The sequence below is a fragment of the Kitasatospora sp. NPDC086009 genome, from assembly GCF_044540385.1.
Classification (GTDB): Bacteria; Actinomycetota; Actinomycetes; order Streptomycetales; family Streptomycetaceae; genus Kitasatospora.
This window is the reverse complement of record NZ_JBITSA010000025.1, coordinates 15,945-38,424: the sequence shown is the minus strand read 5'-3', so window position 1 is coordinate 38,424 and position 22,480 is coordinate 15,945. Positions and strand designations below refer to the sequence as shown.

Sequence of the window (22,480 nt, the reverse complement as noted above, 5' to 3'; positions counted from 1 at the left end):
CCACCGGACACCCCTCCACGGGTCAGTGTCCCGCCACCCGCCCGGGGCCACACCTTGCCACGCCGACGCGGCGAGGTGCCGGGAGCGGTGCGGCGGCCGGCGCCACCCGGGCGGCGCCGGCCGCCGCACCGGAGCTCAGCCCCGGCAGCCCTCCAGCAGGCGCAGCCACACCTCGCTGATCGTGGGGTACGCGGGCACGGCGTGCCAGAGCCGGTCGATCGGCACCTCGCCGACCACCGCGACGGTGGCCGAGTGCAGCAGCTCGGCCACCCCGGGGCCGACGAAGGAGGCACCCACCAGTACCTGACGGTCCTGGTCGAAGACCACCCGGGCCCGCCCCCGGTAGTCGTCGCCGTACAGCGAGGCGCCGGCGACGGCACCGAGGTCGTGGTCGATCGACCTGACCCGCAGCCCGGCCCGCTCGGCCGCCTCCAGCGTCAGACCGACGGCCGCCACCTCCGGCTCGGTGAAGACGACCTGCGGCGCTCCGGCGCTGTCGGCCGACGCGGCGTGCGCGCCCCAGCGCGCGGTGTCCAGTGCCCGCCCCTCGGCCCGCGCGACGATCGCCGCACCCGCGATCCGGGCCTGGTACTTGCCCTGGTGGGTGAGCAGCGCCCGGTGGTTCACGTCCCCGGCCGCGTACAGCCAGTCGCCGTCGACGCCGAGCACGGTGCAGCTGTCGTCCACCTCCATCCAGGTGCCCGGCTTCAGGCCGACCTGCTCCAGGCCGACGTCCGCCGTGCGCGGGGCCCGGCCGGTGGCGTAGAGCACCTCGTCGGCGGTCAGCCGCTCGCCGCCGTCCAGCACCAGCGTCACCCCGGCGCCGTCGACGCGCTCCAGCGAGGCCACCGCCGCGCCGAAGCGCAGGTCCACCCCGGCGGCCCGCAGGCCCTCCGCGACCAGCTCGCCCGCGAACGGCTCCATCCGGGGCAGCAGCGCGTCGCCGCGCACCAACAGGACGACCTGCGAACCGAGCGCGCGCCACGCGGTGGCCAGCTCCACGCCGACCACGCCGCCGCCGACCACCGCCAGCCGCCCGGGCACGGTGGCCGAGCCGGTCGCCTCCCGGTTGGTCCACGGCCGGGACTCGGCCAGGCCGGGGACGCCCTCCGGCAGCACCGGCCGGCTGCCGGTGCAGACCGCGACGGCGTGCCGGGCGGTGAGCAGCCGCTCGGTGCCGTCCTCCGCCTCGACCGTGACCGCCCGTTCGCCGGCCAGCCGGCCGTGCCCGCGGACCAGCTCGATGCCGGTGTCACGGAGCCACTGGACCTGGCCGTCGTCCTGCCAGTGCGAGGTGAACGAGTCGCGCCGGGCCAGGACGGCGGCCGCGTCCAGCGCCCGGTCGCCGACGGCCTCCCGCGAACCGGCCACCGCGCGGGCGCCGGCCAGCGCGGCCACCGGGCGCAGCAGCGCCTTGCTCGGCATGCAGGCCCAGTAGGAGCATTCACCGCCGACCAGTTCGGCCTCCACGATCACCGTGCGGAGCCCGGCGGCGGCGGTCCGGTCGGCGACGTTCTCGCCGGTCGGGCCGGCGCCCACCACGATGACGTCGTACTCCTCGGGGGTGGTCGTCACGTGCGGTCCTCCGTCGTGTCGATGGTCACCCCGGCGCGCAGGGCCAGGGTCACGGGCGTGCGTTCGCAGACGTCGAGCAGCCGGGCGCGCTGGTCGTCGTCCAGGGCGCCGGTGAGCGAGACGAGGCGCGAGACCCGTCCGTGCTGCCCGTCCGTCTCGTAGTCGAGCCTGACCCGGACGGCCTCCAACGGCCACTCCTTGCGCGCCGCGTACATCCGCAGGGTGATCGCGGTGCAGGAGCCGAGTGCGGAGAGCAGCAGCGCGAACGGCTCCGGCCCGGTGTCCGAACCGCCGCGGCGCACCGGCTCGTCGGCGGTCAGCGGGTGGGTGCCGGCCAGCACGTCGACGTGGAACGGCACGTCGGCGCCGCTGCCGGTCACCTCGGCGGTGGTGACCCGCCGGAACCTCGGCGGCGCCGCGGCCGCCTCGGCGCCGGTCGTGCTGGTCGGGGTCTGGCTCATGGCGGGCGGCCTCGCTCTCGTTCGGTGGCACGGGCGCCCGGAGGGACACGGGCGCCGTGCCCATCCTGCGCCGCCCGGCCCGCCGCGCGCAGCCGAACACGCGGGCGAGTGCGCTGAGGGGCAAGCACCCGGGCGCGCAGAGGGTGGATCACCGGGCCGGGCCGCCGCGCACAGCGGCGCGCCGACCCCGCCCGGGCCGGCGGATCACCGGGCCCCCACGATCACCGGGCCTACGACCACCGGGCCCCCACGATCACCGGGCCGCGGAGCCTTCCGGGCCCACCCGCTCCGCGAGTTCCGCCAGCACCGCCGCCGTCTCCGCCGGCCGGGAGAACATCGGCCAGTGCCCGGTCGGCAGCTCCCGCAGCTCCCACTCCGGGCCGCCGAGCTGCGCGAAGTACGGATGGCCCGAGGCGATCATGGCGCGGACCTGCTCCAGCGGGAACGAGCAGGAGATCAGCGCCTTCGGCAGGTCCGCCCCGGCGCCGGTCAGCCGCAGCGGCTCGGTGAAGGTGGCGGCCGGCTGGTCGGTGGCGCGCTCGCGGACGGCGGCGCGGGCGGCCTCGTCCAGGCCGTCCGCGCTGCTGCCGGCGGCGGCGAGTTCCTCCCAGGACGGCAACGGGTGGCGGCCGTCGACCAGGGTGGCCAGCACGTGGGCCCGGTGCTCGGGCTCCCAGAGGTCGCCCAGCGCGGCGCCGTCGGGGACGGGACCGCTGTCGAGGTAGACCACCCGCCGGATCCGCTCGGGCATCCGGTCGGCCGCACCGGTGACCGCGGTGCTGCCGCCGCTGTGGCCGACGAGGACGACGTCCCACAGGTCCTCGCGGGTCAGCAGGTCGGTGAGGTCGGCGATGTGGGTCTCCACGCCGACCTCGGGCCCCGGCTCGGCGGCACGCTCGGCCATCCCGGCCGGGGTCACCGCGTGGACGGTGTGCCCGGCCTCGCGCAGCGGGCGGGCGACGTCGTCCCACGCCCAGGCGCCCAGCCAGAAACCGGGAACGAGAACGAAGGTACTCATGGGACCACTCCTTGTCCGGGGGGAATCCGTCAGGACCGACTCTAGGATCGGAGCCGGACAGATCTCGCCCGGATTGATTCCGGATCCCGGCCGGGTCGGCACGGGCCGGCCGGCCGACGAAGGGGGAGCCGATGAACCACCCGGTCAGCCGGGTCCTGGCCCTGCTGGAGCTGCTCCAGGCCAGGCCCGGCCTCACCGGCCCGGAGCTGGCCGCCCGCCTGGAGGTGGACGAGCGCACGGTGCGCCGGTACGCCGCCAGGCTGGCCGACCTCGGCATCCCGGTGCAGGCCGACCGCGGCCGCTACGGCGGTTACCGGCTGCGCCCCGGATTCCGGCTGCCGCCGCTGATGCTCACCGCGGACGAGGCGGCCTCGGTGGTGCTCGGACTGCTGGCCGGTCGCCGGTCGGGGCTGTCGGTGGGGGAGCAGGCCGCCGAGTCGGCGCTGGCCAAGATCCAGCGGGTGCTGCCGACGGAGCTGCGCGAGCGGGTCGAGGCGGTGGAGCAGACCCTGGGGCTGACCTCGGCGCCCGCCGCCGGCCCGAGTCCGGCCGGAGCCGCGCTGTTCGCGCTCGCCGAGGCGGCCCGCCGCCGGCGCCGCGTCCGGCTCGCCTACCGCGACCGCCTGGGCGTCCCTAGCGAGCGCGAGTTCGACCCGTACGGGCTGGTCTTCCACTCGGGCCGCTGGTACACCACCGGGCTGGACCACCGCAGCGGCGAGCTGCGGACCTTCCGGCTGGACCGGATCGGGACGGCGGAGCCGAGCGGGACGCCCTTCGAGCCGCCGGAGGACTTCGACCCGGTCCAGCGGGTGGTGGAGTCGCTGGCCTCGGTGCCGTGGACGCACGAGGTGGAGGTGCTCCTCACGACCACCCTCGACGAGGCCCGGCAGCGGATCCCACCCGTGGTCGGGACGCTCACCGCGGCGGACGACGGCCGCGTCCTGCTGCGCGCCCGGGCCCAGAACCTCGACGGGTTCGCGGTGATGCTGGCCGGGCTGGGCCGGCCGTTCACCGTCCTGCGCCCGGACGCGCTGCGCACGGAGGTCCGGGCGCTCGCCGCCCGGCTCGCCGGGTGGGCCGAGCAGGGGTGAGCGGGCCCGGGCACCGGATCAGTGCACGGCGGGCGCGAGCTCGTCCGTGACCGGCCGGTCCTCGGAGGCCCCGCCGCGCATCAGCCGCTGCGGCCGCCGGACCAGCAGGTAGCCGACGCCCGCCAGGGTCACCAGGCCGACGCCCAGGAGCGCGGCCCACACCTGGTACCAGGGCGCGCCGGGCGGCGCCAGGATGCTGCGCGGCCAGCAGATGTTGACCACCTCCAGCCCGGTCCACAGCACCGCCAGGGCGTTGATCACCGTGCCGGCGCGCCCGTACGAGACCTGGCCGGACGGCCGCCACACGCCGCGCAGCCTGGCCACCAGCGCGGCCACGCTGAGCAGGAAGAACGGCAGGAAGGTCGCGGCCGTGCCGAAGGTGATCAGGCTGCCCATAGCGGTGGACTCCAGCCCCAGCGGCAGCGCGGCGGAGCTGACCACGGTCGCCGCGACCAGCCCGCCGATCGGCGCCCGGTGCCGGTTGACCCTGCGGACCTGGCCGGCGAACGGGAAGACGCCGTCCCGGGCCAGCGAGTAGAGGCCGCGGGCGGCGCCGCCCTGCGAGGCCAGCAGGCAGGCGGTGAACGAGATCAGCACGACGACCACGAACGGCTTGGCGGACCAGTCGCCGAAGGCCGAGGTGACGGCGGTGGTGACCGGGTCGAGGTCCTCCCCGCGCACCACGGCGGCCGGGTCGGGGTGGGCGAGTTCCACGGCGACGGCGTTCAGGATCACCACGACGCCGACGCTCATCAGCGCCCACCACATCGCCCGCGGGACCTGCCGGCTCGCGTCCTTGGTCTCCTCGGCGGTGGAGACGCACGCGTCGAAGCCGATGAACGCCCATCCGCCGACCGCGATCACGGCCAGGAAGGCCGCTCCGGTGGAGACCCCGGCGGTGGCGGGGGCGTCCAGGAGGTCGGTCACCAGGCCGAAGCCGTGCGCCCGGAAGAGCAGCAGCAGCGCGAGCCCCACCAGCACGGAGGCGACCGTCTCGGCGGCGATGCCCAGCGAGACGAACCGGCGCAGCACGTTGACGCCGTAGGCGTTGACCAGCGTGCAGGCGAGCAGGAACGCGGCCGACACCAGCACCAGTTGCGCGGGTGTCGGGGTCACTCCGAAGAGCGCGAAGAACCAGGGCGAGGCGAGGTAGGCGACGGTGGTGTTGGCGAACATCACCGCGAACTGCCACATCCAGCCGGTCAGCCAGGCAAAGGTCGGCCCGGTGAGGCGCCGGCTCCACTGGTAGGCACCGCCGGCCAGCGGCCACTGCGAGGCGAGTTCGGAGTAGACCGCCACCACCAGCATCTGGCCGAGCAGGCAGACCGGCAGCGCCCAGACCCAGGCGCCGCCGGCCACCCCGAGGCCGACCTGGCCGACGGCGTAGAGGCCGACCACCGGGGAGACGACGGCGAAGCCCATCGAGATGTTGCCGAGCACGCCGAGGCTGCGGCGCAGCTCCTGGCGGTAGCCGAGGGCGGCGAGCCGCTCGGCGTCGGACCGGGCCGCACCGCTGTCGCCGGTCGGGCTGCCGCCGGAGGGAGCGGTGCCCGGGCCGCCGGGCGTCACGCCGCCGCGGGCTCTCGGGAGGTTGTCGGTCATGGGGCGTCCACCTTGCCGTCACCCGTGGTGAGCCCCTCGGACGGGCCCGCCACAGAAAACTAACTTTGTTAGTCAGGGACGGTAACCCCTCACCCGGGGCAAGGGAAGAGTCGAGACCGGGCTGTAATACCGTGGGGCCGACGCAGCCGGCAGGGAGGGACGACGAGCGTGGGACGACCGACCAGGGCGTTGCTGAGCAGGGAGATCATCGCCAGGGCCGCCCTCGCCGTGGTCGACGAGCAGGGCTCCGACGGCCTCACCATGCGCGCGGTGGCCGACCGGCTGGGCGTGAAGGCGGCCTCGCTCTACAACCACGTGAGCGGCAAGGACGACCTGATCGACGGGCTCGCCGAGCTCGTCAACGCCGAGATCGACCTGGGGCCGCTCGACGGCACCGATCACCGGGAGTGGCGGACCGGCCTCACCGCCTACGTCCGCGGCTACCGCGCCGCCTTCCTGCGCCACCCCCACACCATCGCGCTGCTGGCCCGCCGCCGGGTCGGGGCCGACCTCCAACTGCTCGGCTACGAGGCCCTGCTCGGGGCGCTCGGCCGGGCCGGGCTGGCGCCCGCCGACGCCGCCGAGGTCGCCGCCGCGGTCGACTACCTGGTGCTCGGCTCCGCGCTGGAGACCTTCACCGCGGGCTTCACCCGCCCGCCGGCCGAGTACCGGCCCCGCTACCCGGCCCTCGCCGGTGCGCTGGAGGCCGCCGCCGAACGCGGCGGCGGGCCCGGCTCCGGGGCACCCGGGCTGGACGAGCGCGGCTTCGAACTCGCGCTGCGCCTGCTCCTGGACGGCCTCGCGGCCCGGCTGCCCACGCCCTGACCGGGGCGCCCCGGCGGACAGCGTGACGACGGCCCGCAACGGCGACGGGCCCGGGGGCACTCGCCACCCGGGCCTACCGTCGCGGAGTCACCCGCGCCGCCGTACGACCGGCCCGGGCGGCTCCGCCCGCCCGACCGGCCGCCCCGACGGCCGCGCTCAGGCCTCCGGGCCGCCGTTCTGCTCGGCCGCGACCTTGCGCTTCACCTCGGCCATGTCCAGCTTGCGGGCCTGACCGATCAGATCCTCGAACACGGCCTCCGGCAGCGCGCCCGCCTGCGAGAACACCAGCACGCCCTCGCGGATGATCGCCAGCGTCGGGATCGACTGGATGCCGAACGCGGCGGCCAGCTCCTGCTGCGCCTCGGTGTCGACCTTCGCGAAGACCAGGTCCGAGTGGCGCTCGGCCGCCTTCTCGTAGACCGGGGCGAACTGGCGGCACGGGCCGCACCAGGCCGCCCAGAAGTCGATGAAGACGAAGTCCTTACCGTCCTGGCCAGGGACGATGTCGTCGAAGTTCTCCTTGGTCAGCTCGACCGTGTTGCTCATCTCGCGGTTCCTGCCCTTCCGGGGGTGGCGGTCCAGGCCATCTGCCCGGCACAACCGCGACCGTCCGCGCACTATTCCGGAGCCCCCTCCCGCGGATTTCCCGGCCGGGCGTTGAGTGCTCCGCCGTCGGCGCCCGTACTGGTGGGTGTCCGCGTCAGCGCGGTACGAACAGCGCGGCCCGTGTCCGAGCGGCCGTGCGCGTCCAGCCGGGGGAGAAGCACCCATGCGCAGCAACAGTCGCACCACCCGTACCAGTCGGATCGCCGTGCTCGCCGCGTCCGGGATCGCCGTGGGCGCCCTGGTGGCCGGGTGCGGGTCGTCCGGCTCCGGCAGCGGCGGGTCCGCCACGCCCGCCGGCTCCGGCGCCGCCCCGACCGCGCCCGCGACGCCGAGCAGCCCCGCCGCCCCCGCCGACGCCACCCTGAAGACGGCCGCCGACCCCAAGCTCGGCACCATCGTGACCGACAGCGCCGGCTTCACCCTCTACCGCTTCGACCAGGACACCGCGCAGCCCCCGATGTCCAACTGCAACGGCAACTGCGCCTCGATCTGGCCACCCGCGCCGGCCGACGGCTCGGTCACCGTCAAGGGCATCGACAGCAAGCTGGTCGGCACCGTCACCCGGGCCGACGGCAGCAAGCAGCTCACCCTGAACGGCTGGCCGGCCTACCGCTACGCGCCCGACAAGCAGCCCGGTGACACCAAGGGCCAGGGCGTCGGCGGCACCTGGTGGGCGCTGACCCCGGCGGGTGGCAAGGCGGGCGCCGCGAGTTCCGCCCCGAGCACGCCGGCCGCCCCCGGCGGTGGCTACTGACCCGCCCCGACGACGGTCCGGACCGGACGTGGAACCCTCGACCCGGAGGTACGGGTGCGCGAAAATGGCGTCGTGACCGACGAGCACCGCGGTGGCGGTGCGCCCGCACGCGGCGCCGCCGCCCCGGACGAAGAACTGATGCGAGCCCTGTACCACGAGCACGCGGGGCCGCTCTTCGGCTTCGTCCTCCACCTGGTCGCGGGGGACCGCCAGCGGGCCGAGGACGTGGTGCAGGAGACGCTGGTCCGGGCCTGGCGCAACATCGACCGGCTCGACCCGGGCGGCGGCTCGCTGCGGCCCTGGCTGGTCACGGTCGCCCGGCGGATCGTCATCGACGGCCACCGCAGCAGTCTGGCCCGCCCGCGCGAGGTCGACCCGGCACCGCTGGAGCTGCTGCCCGCGGAGGACGAACTGGACCGCGCACTGCGGCTGATGACCATCTCGGAGGCGCTCGGGGACCTCTCGGAGGCGCACCGGCAGATCGTCGTCGAGACCTACTTCAAGGGCCGCTCGGTGAACGAGGCGGCCGCCGAACTCGGCATCCCGGCCGGTACCGTACGGTCGCGGGTGTTCTACGCGCTGCGCTCGCTGAAGCTCGCGCTGGAGGAACGGGGAGTGACATCGTGACATCGTCCGAGCCCGGACCGACCGGCTCCGAGCAGGGCCACACCGCCGGCGGCGAGCACCTGGACGTCGGCGGCTACCTCCTCGGCCTGCTCGAACCGGCCGAGCGCGACGCGTTCGCGGCGCACCTGGCCGGCTGCCCGCAGTGCACCCGGGAGGTGGCCGAACTCGGCTTCGTGGAGCCGCTGCTGGCCGAGTACGCGGCCTCCGCCGAGGCCGCCGGGATCGATCCGGCAGGGCCGGCGCCCCGGCCGGACGGGCGACTGCTGGACCGGCTGGTCGCCGAGGTCTCGGCAGGCCGACGGCGGGGGAGGGTGCGGCGGCTGGTCCTGGTCGCCGCGGCCGCGGTCCTGGTGGTCGCCGGTCCGGCCGTCACCGCCGTCGTGGTCACCGCGGACTCCACGCCCGGCGTGGTCGCCGTCGCGGCCCAGCAGTTCACCGCCACCGACCCGACCACCGGCGCGCACGCCGTCGTCGGCGTCGACGGCAAGGGGTGGGGCAGCCAGGTGAGCCTCGAACTCTCCAACGTCCAGGGCCCGTTGAGCTGCGACCTGGTCGCTGTCTCGCACACCGGGGAGCGCTGGACGGTGACCAGCTGGAGCGTCCCCGCGGCCGGCTACGGCACCACCGGCGCGGCCCCGGCCGCCCTGCGGACCACCGGCGGCACGGGCCTCCAGCCCACGGACATCGACCACTTCGAGGTCCGCACCCTGGACGGCGCCACCGTCCTGGTCACCGTCCCGGTCCACCCGGCCTGACCCGGGCGCGGCCTCCCCGGTGCCCGCGCGCCCACGCCCCCCCGGGTGGTCGGGCGGGCGGCGGGGTCGGGGGGCCGGTGCTACGCCTCCTCGGTGTCCGCGCCCAGGCCCACCGCGCGGGCGAGGGCGGCCACCAGCGGCGTGCGGCGGTCGGGACAGTGGTCCGCGGCCCAGGCGTCGGCCAGCCGCAGGAAGGCGGCGAGCTCGTCCGCCGCTGCGGTGACGAGGCGGCGCAGTCCGTCGAGCGGCAGCTCGATGCCGGGACCGTCCCGGACGGCGCTGTCCGGGGTCAGCCGCACGAGCGTGCCCTCGCGCCGGGCCTCCGGAGTGGGGTCGTGGCCGAAGAGGGCGAACCCGTCGCCGTCCAGGACTTCGTACCAGTCCCGCCACTCCTCCAGCCCGTTGCAGCAGCCCGGACGAAGGACGGTGCCGGTGGCCGGGGCGAAGACCCGGAAGCCGCCGGGGGCGACCGGGTACTCCGAGGTCAGCAGGCCGTGCAGGAACCGGCCGGCCGGGTCGCCGGACCCGGCCGGTTCCTCACCGGGGCCGGGCTCGGCCTCGTTGTGGTCGGCGATCTGCATCACCGCCGTACCGACGTCGGCCGGGCTCATCGCGGCGCCCAGCGGGAGGAAGCCGTACGGCTCGTACGGGCCGACGGGCCAGAGGTCGAAGCCGTCGCGGCCGGGCGTCTCCAGGACGGGCTGCATCTCGATCACCGGGCGAGTCTGACGGACCCCCGCTCGGGACGGCGCCCCGTTGTCGGGGGTCGTGCCCCCGGGGCTTCGGCTGCCCCGGGCCGATCCGGCACGCCGGCCGGTGTCCGCCGCTCCCGGCGGGCGCTGCCGCTCCGGTCCGGTCATGCGTCGCGGCCGGCACCTGCGGTTACCGCCTCGCCTGAGCCCGCCGGCTGCGGATACCCGGGCCGGTCCGGAACGCCGACCGTGCGTCGCGTCCCCCGCCCCCGGCTACCGCCCCGCCGACGCCCGCTGTTCCGCCGCTGCGGCGATCCGGGTCAGGGCGCGGGCGCAGCGTCGGGCGAAGAGCCGCTGGCCCAGCGGGAGCAGCGGGCCGGCGAGGTGGGCGAACCAGCGGTCGGGGCGGCTGAAGGCGTTCACGGTGAACCAGACGGCCTTGTCGGGGCCCATCTCGACCAGGAAGGTCTCCTCGCCGACCGCGAGGTGCCCGCGCCGGGTGCCGTACGCGAAGCCGAAGCGGTCGGGGCCGTCCGCGCTCCAGATCACCCGGCAGGGGGCGGCGGCGCGCACCGGTCCGAGGCCGATCGCGCAGGTGACGGCGGTGCCGGGGGTGGCCCGGGTGGCTTCGGCGGCGATGCGGACGCCGGCGGCGCGGTGCATCCGCCAGTCGAGCACGGCGGCTCCGGCGGCTTCCAGGGCGGCGCGGCCGTGGCCGATCAGGGCGCGGTGGCGGAGGTGGTGGTAGCCGCCGGGCAGCGGGCGGTCGGGGGTGGTGCTGGCGCCGGTCTCGGGGTAGTTGAGGTCGGTGGCCCGGGGGCGGTTCATCGCAGGGCTTCCTTCGGGTGGGGGAGGCGCGCGGTCGGCGCCTGAGGTCGGGCGAGGCGGCGCCAGGCGAGCAGCGAGCAGAGCGCGAAGCCGAGGGCGTTGCCGACGCCGTGGGTGGCGGCCATCCAGGTGAGGGTGGGGTGCGCGACGCCGGAGGCCTCGCCCAGCGCCCACCAGAGCGCGAGCAGCATGGTCGCGGCGAGGACGGCGGAGGCGGTCCCGAGCAGGACGGCTGCGGGCCGGTCGGCGGTGCGGGTGCGCAGGTCCCGCCAGGTGAGCAGGCCGACCAGCCACATCCCGGTGGTGAGCACGACGGCTCCGGCGAGTTCGGCCCAGTCGTCGACGAAGTAGCCGGCCAGGACGAGCAGGGTGCCGAGCGGCACGCTGAGCGCGGCCCAGCGGGCGGCGGCGCTCTCCGGCGCGGCCCGGCAGACCAGCCCGGCGACCAGGGCGGCGGTGAACCCGGCGTAGTGGAAGTGCGGCACGGTCAGCGCCAGGATGTCGAGGTCGAAGCCGAGGAGTTCGTGGCCCGAGCGCTCGGCGACCAGCGCGAGCCCGGCCACCGAGGGGGTGGCGAGGGCGGTGAGCACGGCGATCTCGCGCGGCGCGAGCGAGCGAATGCGGGCGAGCCGGGCCGGTGCGTGGGCGGCCAGGGCGAGGGTGCCGAGCGCGTAGAGTGCGGCGCAGCCGGTGGCGAGGCCGCCGCGCGGCAGCCAGAGCGACAGTGCGCCGGGGACGGCGGCCAGGGGCCAGAGCCGGCGGACGCGGGCCAGCCCGGGCTCGTCGATCAGGGTCAGGCCGAGCGGGATCACGGCGCCCATGCCGAGCAGGACCAGCAGGTCGACCAGCTCCGCGGTGCCTCTGCCCATGGTGGCCGCACCCCTTCCTTGAACACGTTCAAAGCCTTGCGCCAGTGACTGTACGCGGCGCACTTGAACGTGTTCAAGTCGAGCTGGAGCCGCCTCCCCTGGTGCTCGCGCCGCAGGCGGCGCACTCTGGAGAAGGAATCTCTGGAGGTGATCCGCCATGCAGACACTCGTTGGTTGGCACATCGAGATGGAGTTCCGTGAGGAGGGGGCGCGGACGGCCGCCGCCGCCCTGCTGAGACTCGGTGACGGAACCGAAATCCGCGCCCACGGCTACACCAGCCGCCACCCGTCGGACCCGGAGCAGCTGCGGGTCGGCGAGGAGGTCGCCGCCGCCCGGGCGCTCAACGATCTCGCCTCGCAGCTTCTCACCAAGGCCCACGGCGAGATCCAGGACGCCAGTCCCGTCCCGTCCCACCCGCTGTCGTGACGGCGCCGCAGGTCGGTGCCGGCTCCGGGGCCGAGGAGCCCAGAAGGGCCCGCATCCCGCTGATCTGTCCGCGCTGCGGGCGGGAGCAGCAGGTCGTCCCGGGTGGTCCCGACCGGGCCGTGCGTGTCGTGCACGCCGGGACCGGCCGGGAGGCCTGCGAGCCGGGCGACCTCGCCACGGCTCCGGACGACGTGGGCTGAGCCGGGCCCGTCCGGCCCGAGGACGAAGGCGACCCGACAGGCGTAGCCGAACCCACGGGCGCAGGCGAACCCACGGGCGTAGTCCCACGGACGACGGCGGTGCCGGGACCAGTCCTGTGACCGGTCCCGGCACCGCCGCGCCCGCCTCGCGGCCTCTCAGTTCGGGCAGTACGACGTCGGCAGCTGCCACTCCGGCCCGACCAGCCGCTGCTCCACCCGGCTGAGCGTGATCCGGATGCCGACCGTCCCGGACAGGCCGAGCCGGAACCGGCTGCGGGCCAGTGCGATCAGGGCGGTCATGCCGTACTTGTTGATCAGCGAGGTGCGGTAGCGCGCGGTGTCGTCCGGGTCGCAGACCGTCGCCCGCGCGGGCAGCTGGCGCCCGGTCGGGCGCCCGTGGGCGTCGCAGGGGCCGACCAGCACCCGGGGGTGGCGGCGGATCCGCTCGGCCTCGCCGGAGTGGGCGGGGGTCCAGATGCCGAGCGCCGTGCCGTCCGCCACCACCCAGATCGCCGAGCGCAGCCGGCTGCCGTCCTCGTCGAAGGTGGTGAGCAGGAGGTATCTGGTGTCGGCCAGCCGGTCGGTACGGTCGTGCACGATGTCCTCCCTGTCCAGGGGCCGGGCGCGGTCCGTTGCCGCGGTCGCGGGCCGGTGCCGCGGCGCCGGAGCGGGCGGCTCAGTGACCGTGGCCGCCGGTGATCTCGTGGTACTCCTCGGCGGTCGGCCGGGGGATCCTGGCGCCCTCGCCGTGCAGGCCGCGGGAGAGCCTCGCGCGGACGCGGGTGAGCGCGCCGACCGGGTGGGCCACCCCATTCTGGTCCACCGGGGCCGGTAGTTCGAGGGGGCGGGGCTGCTCGTGGGCGGTCAGCCGGTGCAGTTCCGCCGGCGCGAGCGGGGCGTGCGCCTCGGTGAACTCGCCGTGCGGCAGCCGCCTGATGAGGCCCGTCTCCCGGCCGTGCAGCACCTTGTCCCGGTCGCGCCGCTGGAGGCCCAGGCACCACCGCTTGGTGATCACGAAGACCACCACCGGCACCACGAAGAACCCCACCCGGACGGCGTAGGTGATCGAGTTCAGCGACAGGTGCAGACGGGTGGCGACCAGGTCGTTGCCGCCGCCGATCAGCATCACCAGGTAGAGCGCGATCCAGGCCGCGCCGAGTGCGGTGCGCACGGGGGCGTTGCGCGGGCGGTCCAGGAGGTGGTGCTCGCGCGCGTCCTCGGTCAGCCAGGACTCGACGAAGGGGTAGACCGCGATCGCGCCGAGGATCACCGGGAAGAGCGTGAACGGGATCAGCACGCCCAGGTTGAGGGTGTGCCCCCACAGGCCGACCTCCCAGCCGGGCATCACCCGGATCAGCCCCTCGGCGAAGCCCATGTACCAGTCCGGCTGCGCGTCGGTGGACACCTGGTCGGGGCGGTACGGGCCGTAGGCCCAGATCGGGTTGATCGAGGCGACGGCCGCCATCAGCGCGATGATCCCGAAGACCAGGAAGAAGAACCCGCCGGCCTTGGCCAGGTAGACCGGCATCAGTGGCATGCCGACGACGTTCTGCTCGGTCCGGCCGGGGCCCGCCCACTGGGTGTGCTTGTGGTAGAAGACCAGGATCAGGTGCGCGACCAGCAGGCCGAGCATGATGCCGGGGATCAGCAGCACGTGGACGGTGAAGAACCGCGGCACGATGTCGTGACCGGGGAACTCGCCGCCGAACAGGAACATCTGGACGTAGCTGCCCACCAGCGGGAGGGCCAGGACCACGCCCTCGACGAAGCGGATGCCGGTGCCCGAGAGCAGGTCGTCGGGCAGTGAGTAGCCGAAGAAGCCGTCCAGCAGGCCGAGGAAGAGCAGCAGGAAGCCGAACAGCCAGTTGATCTCGCGCGGCTTGCGGAACGCCCCGGTGAAGAACACCCGCATCATGTGCACGAACATCGCCGCGACGAACACCACGGCCGCCCAGTGGTGGATCTGCCGGATCAGCAGCCCGCCGCGGACCTCGAAGCTGATGTCCATCGTCGAGGCGTAGGCCTCCGACATCGGCACGCCCTTGAGCGGGACGTACGAGCCGTCGTAGATCACCTCGCCCATGCCGGGCTTGAAGAACAGCGTGAGCCAGACGCCGGTCAGGATGATGATGACGAAGGTGTAGAGGCAGATCTCGCCCAGCATGAAGGACCAGTGGTCCGGGAAGATCTTGCGCACGTTCGCCCTGGCCAGGGTGTAGACCCCCAGCCGGCCGTCCGCCCAGTCGGCGGCCCGCCGGCCGCGTCCGGGGTTCTGATTCCGGGTCATTTCCACGCACCTCGGTCCATGAAGCGGGGATCGTTCCCCGCTTCGAGCTGGGACCAGAGTAAACGGGGCCCGCTCCCCGTTTCTACCCGGGGTGCCGCTGTCGTCTCCACGGCGACCCGGAATCGGCGAGCGGCGCGGAAGCGACGCCCCGGAAACGGCCGCCCGCAAGCGACACCCCGGAAACGGCGAGCGGCCCGCCCGGTGTCGAAACACCGGACGGGCCGCTACGCACCCTTTGTGTGTACCCCGGAGGGTCAGTGCACCAGCACCGGCACCTCGTTGCTCTCCACCGCACCCGACCCCGTCGCCGCCTGGTCGGGGCGACCGGCGTTGATCAGGGTGAAGGCGATCGCCGCGGCGGCGACCAGGATGCCGAAGGACCACCAGATCGCGGTCGAGAAGCCGTGCACCATGCCCTGGAACTGCGCCGCCTGGGCCGCGGCCGGGCTGGTCACGGCGGTGGCGTGGGAGGCCAGCCAGGTCGCCGTGGCGCTGGCCGCGATGGTGTTCAGCAGTGCGGTGCCGATGGCGCCGCCGACCTGCTGCGAGGTGTTGACCATGGCGGAGGCGACACCCGCGTCGCGGGGCTCGACACCGTGCGTGGCCAGGCTCATCGCGGGCATGAACGCGGTGCCCATGCCGAGGCCCATCAGGATCAGACCGGGCAGGATCAGCGCCGGGTAGGAGGTGTCCAGGCCGATCTGGGTCAGGATCAGCATGCCGACCGAGGCGACCAGGAAGCCGGGCGCCATCAGGTAGCGGGCCGGCACGCGGGTCATCAGCCGGGCGCCGATCTGGGTCGAGCCGGTGATCATGCCCGCCACCATCGGCAGGAAGGCGACGCCGGTGAGCACCGGGCTGTAGCCGAGCACGATCTGCAGGTAGTAGGTCAGGAAGAGGAAGAGGCCGAACATGCCGATCACGGCCAGGCCGAGCGACAGGTAGACCCCGCCGCGGTTGCGGTCCAGGACGACCCGCAGCGGCAGCAGCGGCGCCTTGACCTTCATCTCGACCACGGCGAACGCGGCCAGCAGCACGGCGGCGGCGGCGAACAGGCCCAGCGTGGTGCCGGAGCTCCAGCCGTCCGACTCGGCGCGGGTGAAGGCGTAGACCAGGGAGACCAGGCCGGTGGTGACCAGCAGCACGCCGGGGATGTCCAGGCGGTTGCGGTTGCGGCCCTGGGCGGGCTCGCGGATCACCATGACGGCGCCGACGGCGGCGACCACGGCGAACGGGATGTTGACGAAGAAGGTCCAGCGCCAGTTCATGTACTCGGTCAGCAGGCCGCCGAGGATCAGGCCGATCGCGCCGCCACCGCCGGCGATGGCGCCGTAGATGCCGAACGCCTTGGCGCGCTCCTTGGCCTCGGTGAACATCACGGCCAGCAGCGAGAGCGCGGCCGGGGCGAGCAGGGCTCCGAACACGCCCTGCAGGGCGCGGGCGCCGAGCAGCATGGCGGTGTTGGCGGCGGCGCCGCCCAGCGCGGAGGCGAGGGCGAAGCCGGTCAGGCCGACCACGAAGGTCCGCTTACGGCCCCACAGGTCGGCGATCCGGCCGCCGAACAGCAGCAGGCCACCGAAGGCCAGCGCGTAGGCGGTGATCACCCACTGGCGGTTGCCGTCGGTGATGCCGAGGTCCTTCTGGGCCGACGGCAGGGCGATGTTCACGATGGTGGCGTCGAGGACGACCATCAGCTGGGCGAGGCCGATGAATATCAGGGCCTTCCAGCGCCGCGGATCGGGCTGGGTGGCCGGCAGGGCGTCGGTTTTTGGCATGGGAGTACTCACTTCGGGGTGCGGTGCGTAAGGATCAGGGGAAAGTCGGGCGGGCACGGTCGGCCCCGGCCGCCGGTGCGGCAGTGGACCGGCGGGCCGTCGGTCAGCGCTCGGCGCTGCGGGTCAGTGCTCGGGGTGGAAGTCCTCGAAGGTCGCGGCCCGGCCGGGCAGGGTCGAGCGGGCGGGCGCCCGCAGGCCGTCCAGGAACAGCTGCAGGTGCCGGTGGACGAAGCCGTCCAGGAACTGGCAGGAGGTGCCCGGCAGGGGGCGGGTGAGCTGGCTCATCGCGATGAACAGGTCACCGGGGTCGACGTCCGGCCGCAGTTCGCCGGCCTCCTTGGCGCGTGCCATAAGGTCATCGACGGCGGTCACCAGTCGCTCGCGCGCGTCCGTCAGGTCCGGATCGAAGGGGTCGACCCGGTTGGTGAGGATCGGGCACAGGGCGCCCATCTTCTCCTCGACCGTGGCGTGCGCGAACCGCTGGAGGGCGTCGAACGGGCCAGAAGCCTCCGCCGTCGCCGACTCGGCGATGGCCAGGATACGGCCCTTGATGAGCAGCGCCACCTCGCGGATCAGCGCCGAGCGGTCCGGAAAGTTCCGGTACAGCGTGGCGTTGCCCACGCCGGCCCGCTTGGCGATCTCGTCCAGCGGCGCGTCCGCGCCGTGCTCGACGAGGGCGTCCCGCGCCGCCAGCAGGATCCGCTCACGGTTGCGAGTCGCGTCCGCGCGCAGCTTCGGCGTGCGGACGGGCTCCGCGGTGCGGGTCGCCGCGGTGACGGTGCTGCTCACTTCTCGCTCCTCCCAGCATAGCGGGGAAACTTTCCCCGTTTAGGCCTACGAAGGAGCAAACGGGGATTCGGTCCCCGGAAATTCCCCGCTGGATGTGACCTGCATCACATTCACCCGCAGGGTGGAAGCGCGGCGTCAGACCCGCGCCGGCCGGCGCAGCGGGATCTCGAAGTGGACGGTGGCCACCCCGGGGCCGTGCTCGCCGCTCGGGCGGGCGTCGTGGACCTCCTCGGCGAGGCTGCGCCAGAACGCCTCGGCGCCCGGGACGGCGGCGTTGGTGTGCAGGTAGAGGTGCCGGTAGCCGCCCTCGTCCACGGCGAACTCGCATGCCCGGCGCACCAGCTCCCGGGCCAGTCCGTGCCGGCGGTGCTCGGTCCGGACGTAGACCCGGACCAGCTGGGCGGTGGTGCCGTCGGGGTAGCGCTCGGCCAGCTCGCGCGGGTGCGGCGGGTGGACTGGCCCGCGGGAGTGCAGTGCGGTGGTGGCGACCACCTCGCCGGCCCGGGTGGCGACCAGCAGGGCGTGCCGGGGGTGGTCGAGGTAGTGCGCCTGGAGGTCGACCACGTCGGCGTGCCAGTCGGGGACGTAGCCGTAGCCGAACTCGCGGTAGAAGGTGTCCAGGATCAGCCGGCGGGCGCCGGGCACGTCCTCGGGCAGGGCGTGCCTGATCACATAGGCATCCGGACGGTCCATCGGAGGGCTCCACGGGTCGGGTCGGGGCTGGGTCCCCGTCACCGTACCTGAAAACGAATGTCATCTGACGCTCTGTCGGAGGAGCCGTGCGAGCGTGTTGAAAATGAAAACGAATGCCGTTACGGTCGCCTTCGGCACGTCGGACCGGCTTGCCGCGCGCGTCGTCGAGAGGGAGATCCGTGGCGCATCTGCTGGTGATCGAAAGCTGGGTCGGCTCGATGAGCAGACTGCTGCCCAGGGCCCTGGGGGAGAGCGGCCACCGCTTCACCTTCCTCACCCGCGACCTGCACCACTACCTGCGGGAGGCGCCCACCGACGGCCCGCACCCGCTGCTCGCCGCGGAGAACGTGCTCACCGCCGACACCAACGATCCCGCCGCCCTGCTCCCGTACGTCGAGCGGCTGCACGGGGTGCTCGGCTTCGACGGGGTGATCTCCTCCTGCGACTACTACCTGCCGCTGGTCGCCCGGGTCGCCCGCCGGCTCGGGCTGCCCGGGCCGGCACCCGAGGCCGTCGCCGCCGCCTGCCGCAAGGACCTCACCCGCCGCGCGCTCGCCGCGGCCGGCGTCCCCGGGCCCGCGTACGCGCTCTGCGCCGACCGGGAGCAGGCCCTGGCCGCCGCCCGGGAGCTCGGCTTCCCGCTGGTGGTCAAGCCGGTGGACCTCTGCGCCGGGATGCTCGTCCGCGCGGTCGCGGACGAACGCGAACTGGCCTCCGCGCTCCGGGCCCTGGAGGCCTTCCCGGTCAACGCCCGCGGCCAGCGCCGGGCCTCCGTCGTCCTGCTGGAGGAACTGCTGACCGGCCCGGAGGTCAGTGTCGAGACCGTCTGCGCCGACGGCGACACCGTGGTGGTCGGGGTCACCGACAAGAGCGTCGGCGGTGCGCCCGCCTTCGTCGAGACCGGCCACATGTTCCCCGCCGTGCTGAGCGCCGAAGACACGGCCGCCGCGGCCGGGACGGCCGTCGCCGCGCTGGCCGCCCTCGGCCTGGACCGGGTCGTCGCGCACACCGAGATCAAACTGACCCCGACCGGGCCACGGGTGGTGGAGGTCAACCCCCGCCCGGCCGGCAACCGGATCACCGAGCTGGTCCGCCGGGTCACCGGCGTCGACCTCGCCGCCGCCTGCGTGGACCTCGCGCTCGGCCGCCGTCCCGACCTGACTGTCCACCGCACCGGGGTCAGCAGCGCCGCGATCGCCTTCCTCGTCCCGGTGGAGGGGCAGGCCGGCCTGTTGGAGGGCTTCGAGGGCGAACCGGCCGTCCGGCGTGACGGCGCCGTGGTCGAGCTGGCCCTCGCCGCCCCCGGGCGCGACGTCCGGCCCGCCACCAGCAACAACGAGTACCTCGGCCATGTGATGACCACCGACACCGCCGGCGCCGGCGCCCGCCGGGAGGCCGAGCGGCTGATCGCCGGGCTGATCCCCCGCTGCACCGCCGACGGCCCGGACGCGGGGCCCGCCGGGTCGAAGGGCCCGCCCGCACCCCTCCGGTCCGACCGCGCCGCCGGGGCGGCGGTGTCCGGATGACCACCACCCTCCCCGGTACGGCCCTGGACCGGATCGCCGGGCGGGCCCGCGCCGGAGCGTACGGGCCCGACCCGGCCGGGCAGCGGATCGCCCTCGCCTTCACCACCACGCAGGCCGTGCGGCACGCCGGACGCGCCCGCGGCTACCGCAACGAGGTGCTCAGCCTGCGCCTCGGCGCGGCCGTCGGCTCCTGCGCGGTCGAACCCGGCGAGCTGCCCGCCGAGGCGCTCACCGACTGCGTCGGCGCGTCCGTCGCCGAACTGCTCGACCACCCGCTCGTACCGGTCCGGGTCGCCGCGCTCGACGCCTACCTGATGCGTTGCCGCCCGCACGGCCCGGCTCACGGCGCCCGGCCGGTGACCGTTCCGGCCGGTGACTCGCTGGCGAAGTCCCGGGCCCGGGCGCGCGCCGTCGTCGGCCTGCTCCCGGCCGCGACGACCGGCCGGGTGCTGGTCGTCGGCGTGGTCAACTCCCTGCTGGAGCAGCTTCGTTCGCGCGGCCTCGGGTACCTGGCCTGCGACCTCGTCGGCGGCACCACCGAGTGGGGCGAGACCGTCCACCCCGACGCGTCCGCCCGGCTCGACGAGTGCGACGCGATCCTCGCCTCCGGCATGACCCTCGGCAACGGCACGCTCGACCCGCTGCTCGCGCACGCCCGCGCCACCGGCAAGCCGCTGGTGCTCTTCGCCCAGACCGGCAGCGCCGTGCTGCCCCGGCTGCTCGGCGACGGCGTGAGCGCCGTCAGCGCCGAGCCCTACCCCTTCTTCTGGCTCGACGGCGGCCCCAGCCCGCTCCACCTGTACGGCGGGCACCCGCCGGCCGGCCGGGCGGACGGCGGTGGCCGGTGACCACGCTGCTCGCCCCCACGGCCCTCGGCAACCCCGACCTGCTGCCGCTGCTCGGCCGCACCCCGCTCGCCCGGATCAGCACCCCGCTGCCGCACCCGCACCCCGGCTTCTGGGCCAAGCTGGAGGGCCTCGGCGCCGGCGGGATGAAGGCCCGGTCCGCCATCGCCATACTCCGCGGCGCCCACGAACGCGGTGAACTCCGGCCCGGCGCCACGGTGGTGGAGTCCACCTCGGGCACCCTCGGCATCGGCCTCGCCTTCGCCGGTCAGGCCCTCGGCCACCCCGTCGTCCTGGTCGGCGACGCCGAACTCGAACCGTCCATGCGCCAGTTGCTCCACTCCTACGGCGCCCGGCTGGAGCTCGTCGACCGGCCGGCCCGGCACGGCGGCTGGCAGGCCGCCCGGCTGGCCCGGCTGCGCACCCTGCTCGACCAACTCCCCGGCGCCTACTGGCCCGACCAGTACAACAACCCCGACAATGCGGCCGGCTACCGGGCGATGGCCCGGGAGATCACCGCCGAGCTCGACCACCTGGACGTGCTGGTGTGCAGCGTCGGCACCGGCGGCCACAGCGCCGGGCTGGCCGAACCGCTCCGCCGCCGCTGGCCGGCCCTGCGGATCATCGGCGTCGACTCGGTCGGCTCGACCATCTTCGGCCAGCCCGCCCGGCCCCGGCTGATGCGCGGACTCGGCAGCTCGATCCACCCGCGCAACGTCGCCCACCAGGCCTTCGACGAGATCCACTGGGTCGGCCCGGCCGAGGCCGTGGACGCCTGCCGCCGGCTGGCCCGCGGGGCCTTCGTCAGCGGGGGCTGGAGCACCGGCGCCGTCGCCCTGGTCGCCGCCTGGGCCGCGCGGGTGCAGCCGGGCGCCGCCGTCGCCACCGTCTTCCCCGACGGTCCGCACCGCTACCTGGGCACCGTCTACGACGACGCGTTCTGCCGGCGGCACGGGCTGGGGGCGGAGCACGCCGCGCCGCGCCCGATCGAGATCCCGCACCCCGCCGCCGTCGAGGTCACCGGCTGGGCGCGCTGGCGCACCGGGCACGGCGGCCCGGCCGTCCGCCCCGACCGCCCCGACCGCCCCGACCGCCCGGCCCTCCCCGACCCCACGGACCGCCCCGGGGAGGGCCGATGAGGCTCGACGTACGCACCGTACGGCTCCGGCTCGCCGAACCGCTGCGGATCTCCCGCTCGGTGACCGCCGAGCGCGACGCCGTCCTGGTCGCCCTGCGGTACGACGGCCTCACGGGCCGCGGCGAGGCCGTCGCCAGCGGCTACCTGCGCCAGCCCACCGAGCTCATCCGGCGTGAACTCGCCGAGCTGCGACCGGCGTTGGAGCGCCTGCCGGATCCGGACCAGGCGCTCGCCGAACTCCGCCTCGGCGCCGCCCCGTTCAAGGAGCTGTCGGCCGGGGTGCTGGCCGCCGTCGAGGCCGCCCTGCTCGACCTGGCCGGCCGGCGGGCCGGTGAGCCCGTCCACCGGCTGCTCGGCCGGCCGGAGCCGGTGGCCGTCGCCACCGCCCGCACCATCGGCATCGAGCCGCCCGACCGGGCCGCGGACCGGGCCGCCCGGCTGGCCGCCGCCGGGTTCACCGTGCTCAAGGTCAAGGCCGGCTCCGCCGATCCCGCGGACGACCTCGCCCGGGTCCGCGCCGTCCGCGAGGCCGCCCCCGGGGCCGGGCTGCTGCTCGACCCCAACGGCGCCTGGACGGAGGAACAGGCCCACCGGCTCCTCCCGGCCTTCGCCGCCGCCGGCGTCGAGGCCGTCGAGCAGCCGATCGCCCCCGGCCGTCCGGACGCGCTGGCCGCCGTCGCCGAACGCTCACCGGTCCCGGTGATCGCCGACGAGGACGCCGTCGGCTACGAGGACGCCTGCCGGCTCGCCGGGCGCGTCCACGGGGTCAACCTCAAGCTCGCCAAATGCGGCGGCGTGCACCAGGTGCTGCGCATCCGGGCGGCCCTGCGGGGCAGCGGCACCGAGCTGATGCTCGGCTGCCTCGTCGCCAGCTCGCTCGGCATCGCCCCGGCCGTCCACCTCGCCGACCGGGCCCGCTGGATCGACCTGGACGGGCACCTGCTGCTCGCCCACGACCCCTGGCAGGGCATCGGCGGCGGCGACGGCATCGTCCGCACCCCGGCCCGGGCCGGGCTCGGCGTCCGCCCGGCCCCGGCCGCCGGGCGATGACGCGCCACCGGCCGCCGCCCGCCCCCGCCCGCCCACTCCCCAGCGAG

Annotated in this window: 24 protein-coding genes; 11 read left to right on the top strand and 13 right to left on the bottom strand. The window is 75.1% G+C overall.

The features are described 5' to 3' along the window. Nucleotides 1–135: 135 nt before the first annotated feature. The 3 genes from ACIF6L_RS35260 to ACIF6L_RS35250 form a co-directional block, all read right to left on the bottom strand. On the bottom strand, nucleotides 136–1,575 hold the full coding sequence (locus ACIF6L_RS35260) for a dihydrolipoyl dehydrogenase family protein (protein WP_396491670.1): 1,440 nt from the start codon (nucleotides 1,573–1,575) through the stop codon (nucleotides 136–138). Beyond that, the gene (locus ACIF6L_RS35255; protein ID WP_329487004.1) at nucleotides 1,572–2,036 is read right to left on the bottom strand and encodes an OsmC family protein; all 465 of its coding nucleotides are present in this window, start codon (nucleotides 2,034–2,036) and stop codon (nucleotides 1,572–1,574) included. Before ACIF6L_RS35255 ends, ACIF6L_RS35260 begins: the two co-directional genes overlap by 4 nt. 253 nt (nucleotides 2,037–2,289) lie before the next feature. Further along, a complete protein-coding gene (locus ACIF6L_RS35250; protein ID WP_396491669.1) occupies nucleotides 2,290–3,054 on the bottom strand; it encodes an alpha/beta fold hydrolase in 765 nt (254 codons plus the stop codon). A gap of 131 nt (nucleotides 3,055–3,185) precedes the next feature. On the opposite strand from ACIF6L_RS35250, the gene ACIF6L_RS35245 reads away from it, so the two are divergent. Beyond that, nucleotides 3,186–4,145, top strand: coding sequence for a YafY family protein (locus tag ACIF6L_RS35245; protein WP_359810757.1), 960 nt, complete (start codon nucleotides 3,186–3,188; stop codon nucleotides 4,143–4,145). Between the two features lie 18 nt (nucleotides 4,146–4,163). Here the strand turns inward: ACIF6L_RS35245 and ACIF6L_RS35240 are convergent, their stop codons facing one another. After that, nucleotides 4,164–5,747 (bottom strand): APC family permease, encoded by a 1,584-nt coding sequence (locus tag ACIF6L_RS35240; RefSeq protein ID WP_396491668.1) that lies wholly within the window; start codon nucleotides 5,745–5,747, stop codon nucleotides 4,164–4,166. 168 nt (nucleotides 5,748–5,915) lie between these two features. On the opposite strand from ACIF6L_RS35240, the gene ACIF6L_RS35235 reads away from it, so the two are divergent. Beyond that, nucleotides 5,916–6,572, top strand: a complete 657-nt coding sequence (locus ACIF6L_RS35235) for a TetR/AcrR family transcriptional regulator (protein WP_396491667.1) — start codon at nucleotides 5,916–5,918, stop codon at nucleotides 6,570–6,572. A gap of 156 nt (nucleotides 6,573–6,728) precedes the next feature. Here the strand turns inward: ACIF6L_RS35235 and trxA are convergent, their stop codons facing one another. Next, a complete protein-coding gene (gene trxA, locus ACIF6L_RS35230) occupies nucleotides 6,729–7,118 on the bottom strand; it encodes a thioredoxin (protein ID WP_352296069.1) in 390 nt (129 codons plus the stop codon). Between the two features lie 223 nt (nucleotides 7,119–7,341). Here trxA and ACIF6L_RS35225 point away from each other — a divergent pair, with 223 nt between their 5' ends. From ACIF6L_RS35225 to ACIF6L_RS35215, 3 genes are all read left to right on the top strand, one after another. Further along, a complete protein-coding gene (locus ACIF6L_RS35225) occupies nucleotides 7,342–7,932 on the top strand; it encodes a hypothetical protein (protein ID WP_396491666.1) in 591 nt (196 codons plus the stop codon). Between the two features lie 72 nt (nucleotides 7,933–8,004). Then, nucleotides 8,005–8,559: a sigma-70 family RNA polymerase sigma factor gene (locus ACIF6L_RS35220; RefSeq protein ID WP_396491665.1), complete on the top strand. Its 555-nt coding sequence runs from the start codon at nucleotides 8,005–8,007 to the stop codon at nucleotides 8,557–8,559. Continuing rightward, the gene (locus ACIF6L_RS35215; RefSeq protein ID WP_359810764.1) at nucleotides 8,556–9,314 is read left to right on the top strand and encodes a zf-HC2 domain-containing protein; all 759 of its coding nucleotides are present in this window, start codon (nucleotides 8,556–8,558) and stop codon (nucleotides 9,312–9,314) included. The genes ACIF6L_RS35220 and ACIF6L_RS35215 overlap by 4 nt, the downstream gene beginning before the upstream one ends. A gap of 80 nt (nucleotides 9,315–9,394) precedes the next feature. Here ACIF6L_RS35215 and ACIF6L_RS35210 read toward each other — a convergent pair whose 3' ends face one another. The 3 genes from ACIF6L_RS35210 to ACIF6L_RS35200 form a co-directional block, all read right to left on the bottom strand. Next, the gene (locus ACIF6L_RS35210) at nucleotides 9,395–10,021 is read right to left on the bottom strand and encodes a hypothetical protein (protein WP_396491712.1); all 627 of its coding nucleotides are present in this window, start codon (nucleotides 10,019–10,021) and stop codon (nucleotides 9,395–9,397) included. A 258-nt stretch (nucleotides 10,022–10,279) separates the two neighbouring features. Further along, nucleotides 10,280–10,834, bottom strand: a complete 555-nt coding sequence (locus ACIF6L_RS35205) for a DUF1990 family protein (protein WP_396491664.1) — start codon at nucleotides 10,832–10,834, stop codon at nucleotides 10,280–10,282. Further along, a complete protein-coding gene (locus tag ACIF6L_RS35200; RefSeq protein ID WP_396491663.1) occupies nucleotides 10,831–11,703 on the bottom strand; it encodes a YndJ family protein in 873 nt (290 codons plus the stop codon). The genes ACIF6L_RS35205 and ACIF6L_RS35200 overlap by 4 nt, the downstream gene beginning before the upstream one ends. A 157-nt stretch (nucleotides 11,704–11,860) precedes the next feature. On the opposite strand from ACIF6L_RS35200, the gene ACIF6L_RS35195 reads away from it, so the two are divergent. Both ACIF6L_RS35195 and ACIF6L_RS35190 read left to right on the top strand, forming a co-directional pair. Further along, a complete protein-coding gene (locus ACIF6L_RS35195) occupies nucleotides 11,861–12,130 on the top strand; it encodes a DUF1876 domain-containing protein (protein WP_329486993.1) in 270 nt (89 codons plus the stop codon). Further along, on the top strand, nucleotides 12,127–12,330 hold the full coding sequence (locus ACIF6L_RS35190; RefSeq protein WP_359839378.1) for a hypothetical protein: 204 nt from the start codon (nucleotides 12,127–12,129) through the stop codon (nucleotides 12,328–12,330). The genes ACIF6L_RS35195 and ACIF6L_RS35190 overlap by 4 nt, the downstream gene beginning before the upstream one ends. Nucleotides 12,331–12,486: 156 nt before the next feature. On the opposite strand, the gene ACIF6L_RS35185 is transcribed toward ACIF6L_RS35190, so the two are convergent. From ACIF6L_RS35185 to ACIF6L_RS35165, 5 genes are all read right to left on the bottom strand, one after another. Then, nucleotides 12,487–12,927 carry a PPOX class F420-dependent oxidoreductase gene (locus ACIF6L_RS35185; protein WP_352296051.1) on the bottom strand — a complete coding sequence of 147 codons (441 nt, stop codon included), beginning with the start codon at nucleotides 12,925–12,927 and terminating at the stop codon, nucleotides 12,487–12,489. A gap of 79 nt (nucleotides 12,928–13,006) precedes the next feature. After that, nucleotides 13,007–14,617, bottom strand: coding sequence for a cytochrome bc complex cytochrome b subunit (locus ACIF6L_RS35180; RefSeq protein WP_396491662.1), 1,611 nt, complete (start codon nucleotides 14,615–14,617; stop codon nucleotides 13,007–13,009). A 254-nt stretch (nucleotides 14,618–14,871) separates the two neighbouring features. Continuing rightward, nucleotides 14,872–16,392, bottom strand: a complete 1,521-nt coding sequence (locus ACIF6L_RS35175; protein WP_359811282.1) for an MFS transporter — start codon at nucleotides 16,390–16,392, stop codon at nucleotides 14,872–14,874. 123 nt (nucleotides 16,393–16,515) lie between these two features. Continuing rightward, nucleotides 16,516–17,181 (bottom strand): TetR/AcrR family transcriptional regulator, encoded by a 666-nt coding sequence (locus ACIF6L_RS35170; protein WP_396491661.1) that lies wholly within the window; start codon nucleotides 17,179–17,181, stop codon nucleotides 16,516–16,518. 135 nt (nucleotides 17,182–17,316) lie between these two features. Further along, nucleotides 17,317–17,874 (bottom strand): GNAT family N-acetyltransferase, encoded by a 558-nt coding sequence (locus ACIF6L_RS35165; RefSeq protein WP_396491660.1) that lies wholly within the window; start codon nucleotides 17,872–17,874, stop codon nucleotides 17,317–17,319. Nucleotides 17,875–18,053: 179 nt separating this feature from the next. Here ACIF6L_RS35165 and ACIF6L_RS35160 point away from each other — a divergent pair, with 179 nt between their 5' ends. From ACIF6L_RS35160 to ACIF6L_RS35145, 4 genes are read left to right on the top strand one after another with little or no spacing between them, the layout of a single operon-like run. After that, nucleotides 18,054–19,400 (top strand): ATP-grasp domain-containing protein, encoded by a 1,347-nt coding sequence (locus ACIF6L_RS35160; protein WP_396491659.1) that lies wholly within the window; start codon nucleotides 18,054–18,056, stop codon nucleotides 19,398–19,400. After that, entirely contained in the window at nucleotides 19,397–20,248 is an 852-nt protein-coding gene (locus ACIF6L_RS35155; RefSeq protein ID WP_352296037.1) for a Rossmann-like domain-containing protein, read from the top strand. The genes ACIF6L_RS35160 and ACIF6L_RS35155 overlap by 4 nt, the downstream gene beginning before the upstream one ends. Beyond that, nucleotides 20,245–21,384, top strand: coding sequence for a pyridoxal-phosphate dependent enzyme (locus ACIF6L_RS35150; protein ID WP_396491658.1), 1,140 nt, complete (start codon nucleotides 20,245–20,247; stop codon nucleotides 21,382–21,384). The genes ACIF6L_RS35155 and ACIF6L_RS35150 overlap by 4 nt, the downstream gene beginning before the upstream one ends. Beyond that, nucleotides 21,381–22,433: a dipeptide epimerase gene (locus ACIF6L_RS35145; protein ID WP_396491657.1), complete on the top strand. Its 1,053-nt coding sequence runs from the start codon at nucleotides 21,381–21,383 to the stop codon at nucleotides 22,431–22,433. Before ACIF6L_RS35150 ends, ACIF6L_RS35145 begins: the two co-directional genes overlap by 4 nt. The last annotated feature ends 47 nt before the right edge of the window (nucleotides 22,434–22,480 follow it).

Bases quoted from the DNA above. Each gene is read 5' to 3' on its own strand.
- ACIF6L_RS35255 (WP_329487004.1), bottom strand. From the start codon at position 2,036: ATGAGCCAGACCCCGACCAGCACGACCGGCGCCGAGGCGGCCGCGGCG.
- ACIF6L_RS35250 (WP_396491669.1), bottom strand. From the start codon at position 3,054: ATGAGTACCTTCGTTCTCGTTCCCGGTTTCTGGCTGGGCGCCTGGGCG.
- ACIF6L_RS35245 (WP_359810757.1), top strand. From the start codon at position 3,186: ATGAACCACCCGGTCAGCCGGGTCCTGGCCCTGCTGGAGCTGCTCCAG.
- ACIF6L_RS35240 (WP_396491668.1), bottom strand. From the start codon at position 5,747: ATGACCGACAACCTCCCGAGAGCCCGCGGCGGCGTGACGCCCGGCGGC.
- trxA (WP_352296069.1), bottom strand. From the start codon at position 7,118: ATGAGCAACACGGTCGAGCTGACCAAGGAGAACTTCGACGACATCGTC.
- ACIF6L_RS35225 (WP_396491666.1), top strand. From the start codon at position 7,342: ATGCGCAGCAACAGTCGCACCACCCGTACCAGTCGGATCGCCGTGCTC.
- ACIF6L_RS35210 (WP_396491712.1), bottom strand. From the start codon at position 10,021: ATGCAGCCCGTCCTGGAGACGCCCGGCCGCGACGGCTTCGACCTCTGG.
- ACIF6L_RS35205 (WP_396491664.1), bottom strand. From the start codon at position 10,834: ATGAACCGCCCCCGGGCCACCGACCTCAACTACCCCGAGACCGGCGCC.
- ACIF6L_RS35200 (WP_396491663.1), bottom strand. From the start codon at position 11,703: ATGGGCAGAGGCACCGCGGAGCTGGTCGACCTGCTGGTCCTGCTCGGC.
- ACIF6L_RS35195 (WP_329486993.1), top strand. From the start codon at position 11,861: ATGCAGACACTCGTTGGTTGGCACATCGAGATGGAGTTCCGTGAGGAG.
- ACIF6L_RS35180 (WP_396491662.1), bottom strand. From the start codon at position 14,617: ATGACCCGGAATCAGAACCCCGGACGCGGCCGGCGGGCCGCCGACTGG.
- ACIF6L_RS35175 (WP_359811282.1), bottom strand. From the start codon at position 16,392: ATGCCAAAAACCGACGCCCTGCCGGCCACCCAGCCCGATCCGCGGCGC.
- ACIF6L_RS35165 (WP_396491660.1), bottom strand. From the start codon at position 17,874: ATGGACCGTCCGGATGCCTATGTGATCAGGCACGCCCTGCCCGAGGAC.
- ACIF6L_RS35155 (WP_352296037.1), top strand. From the start codon at position 19,397: ATGACCACCACCCTCCCCGGTACGGCCCTGGACCGGATCGCCGGGCGG.
- ACIF6L_RS35145 (WP_396491657.1), top strand. From the start codon at position 21,381: ATGAGGCTCGACGTACGCACCGTACGGCTCCGGCTCGCCGAACCGCTG.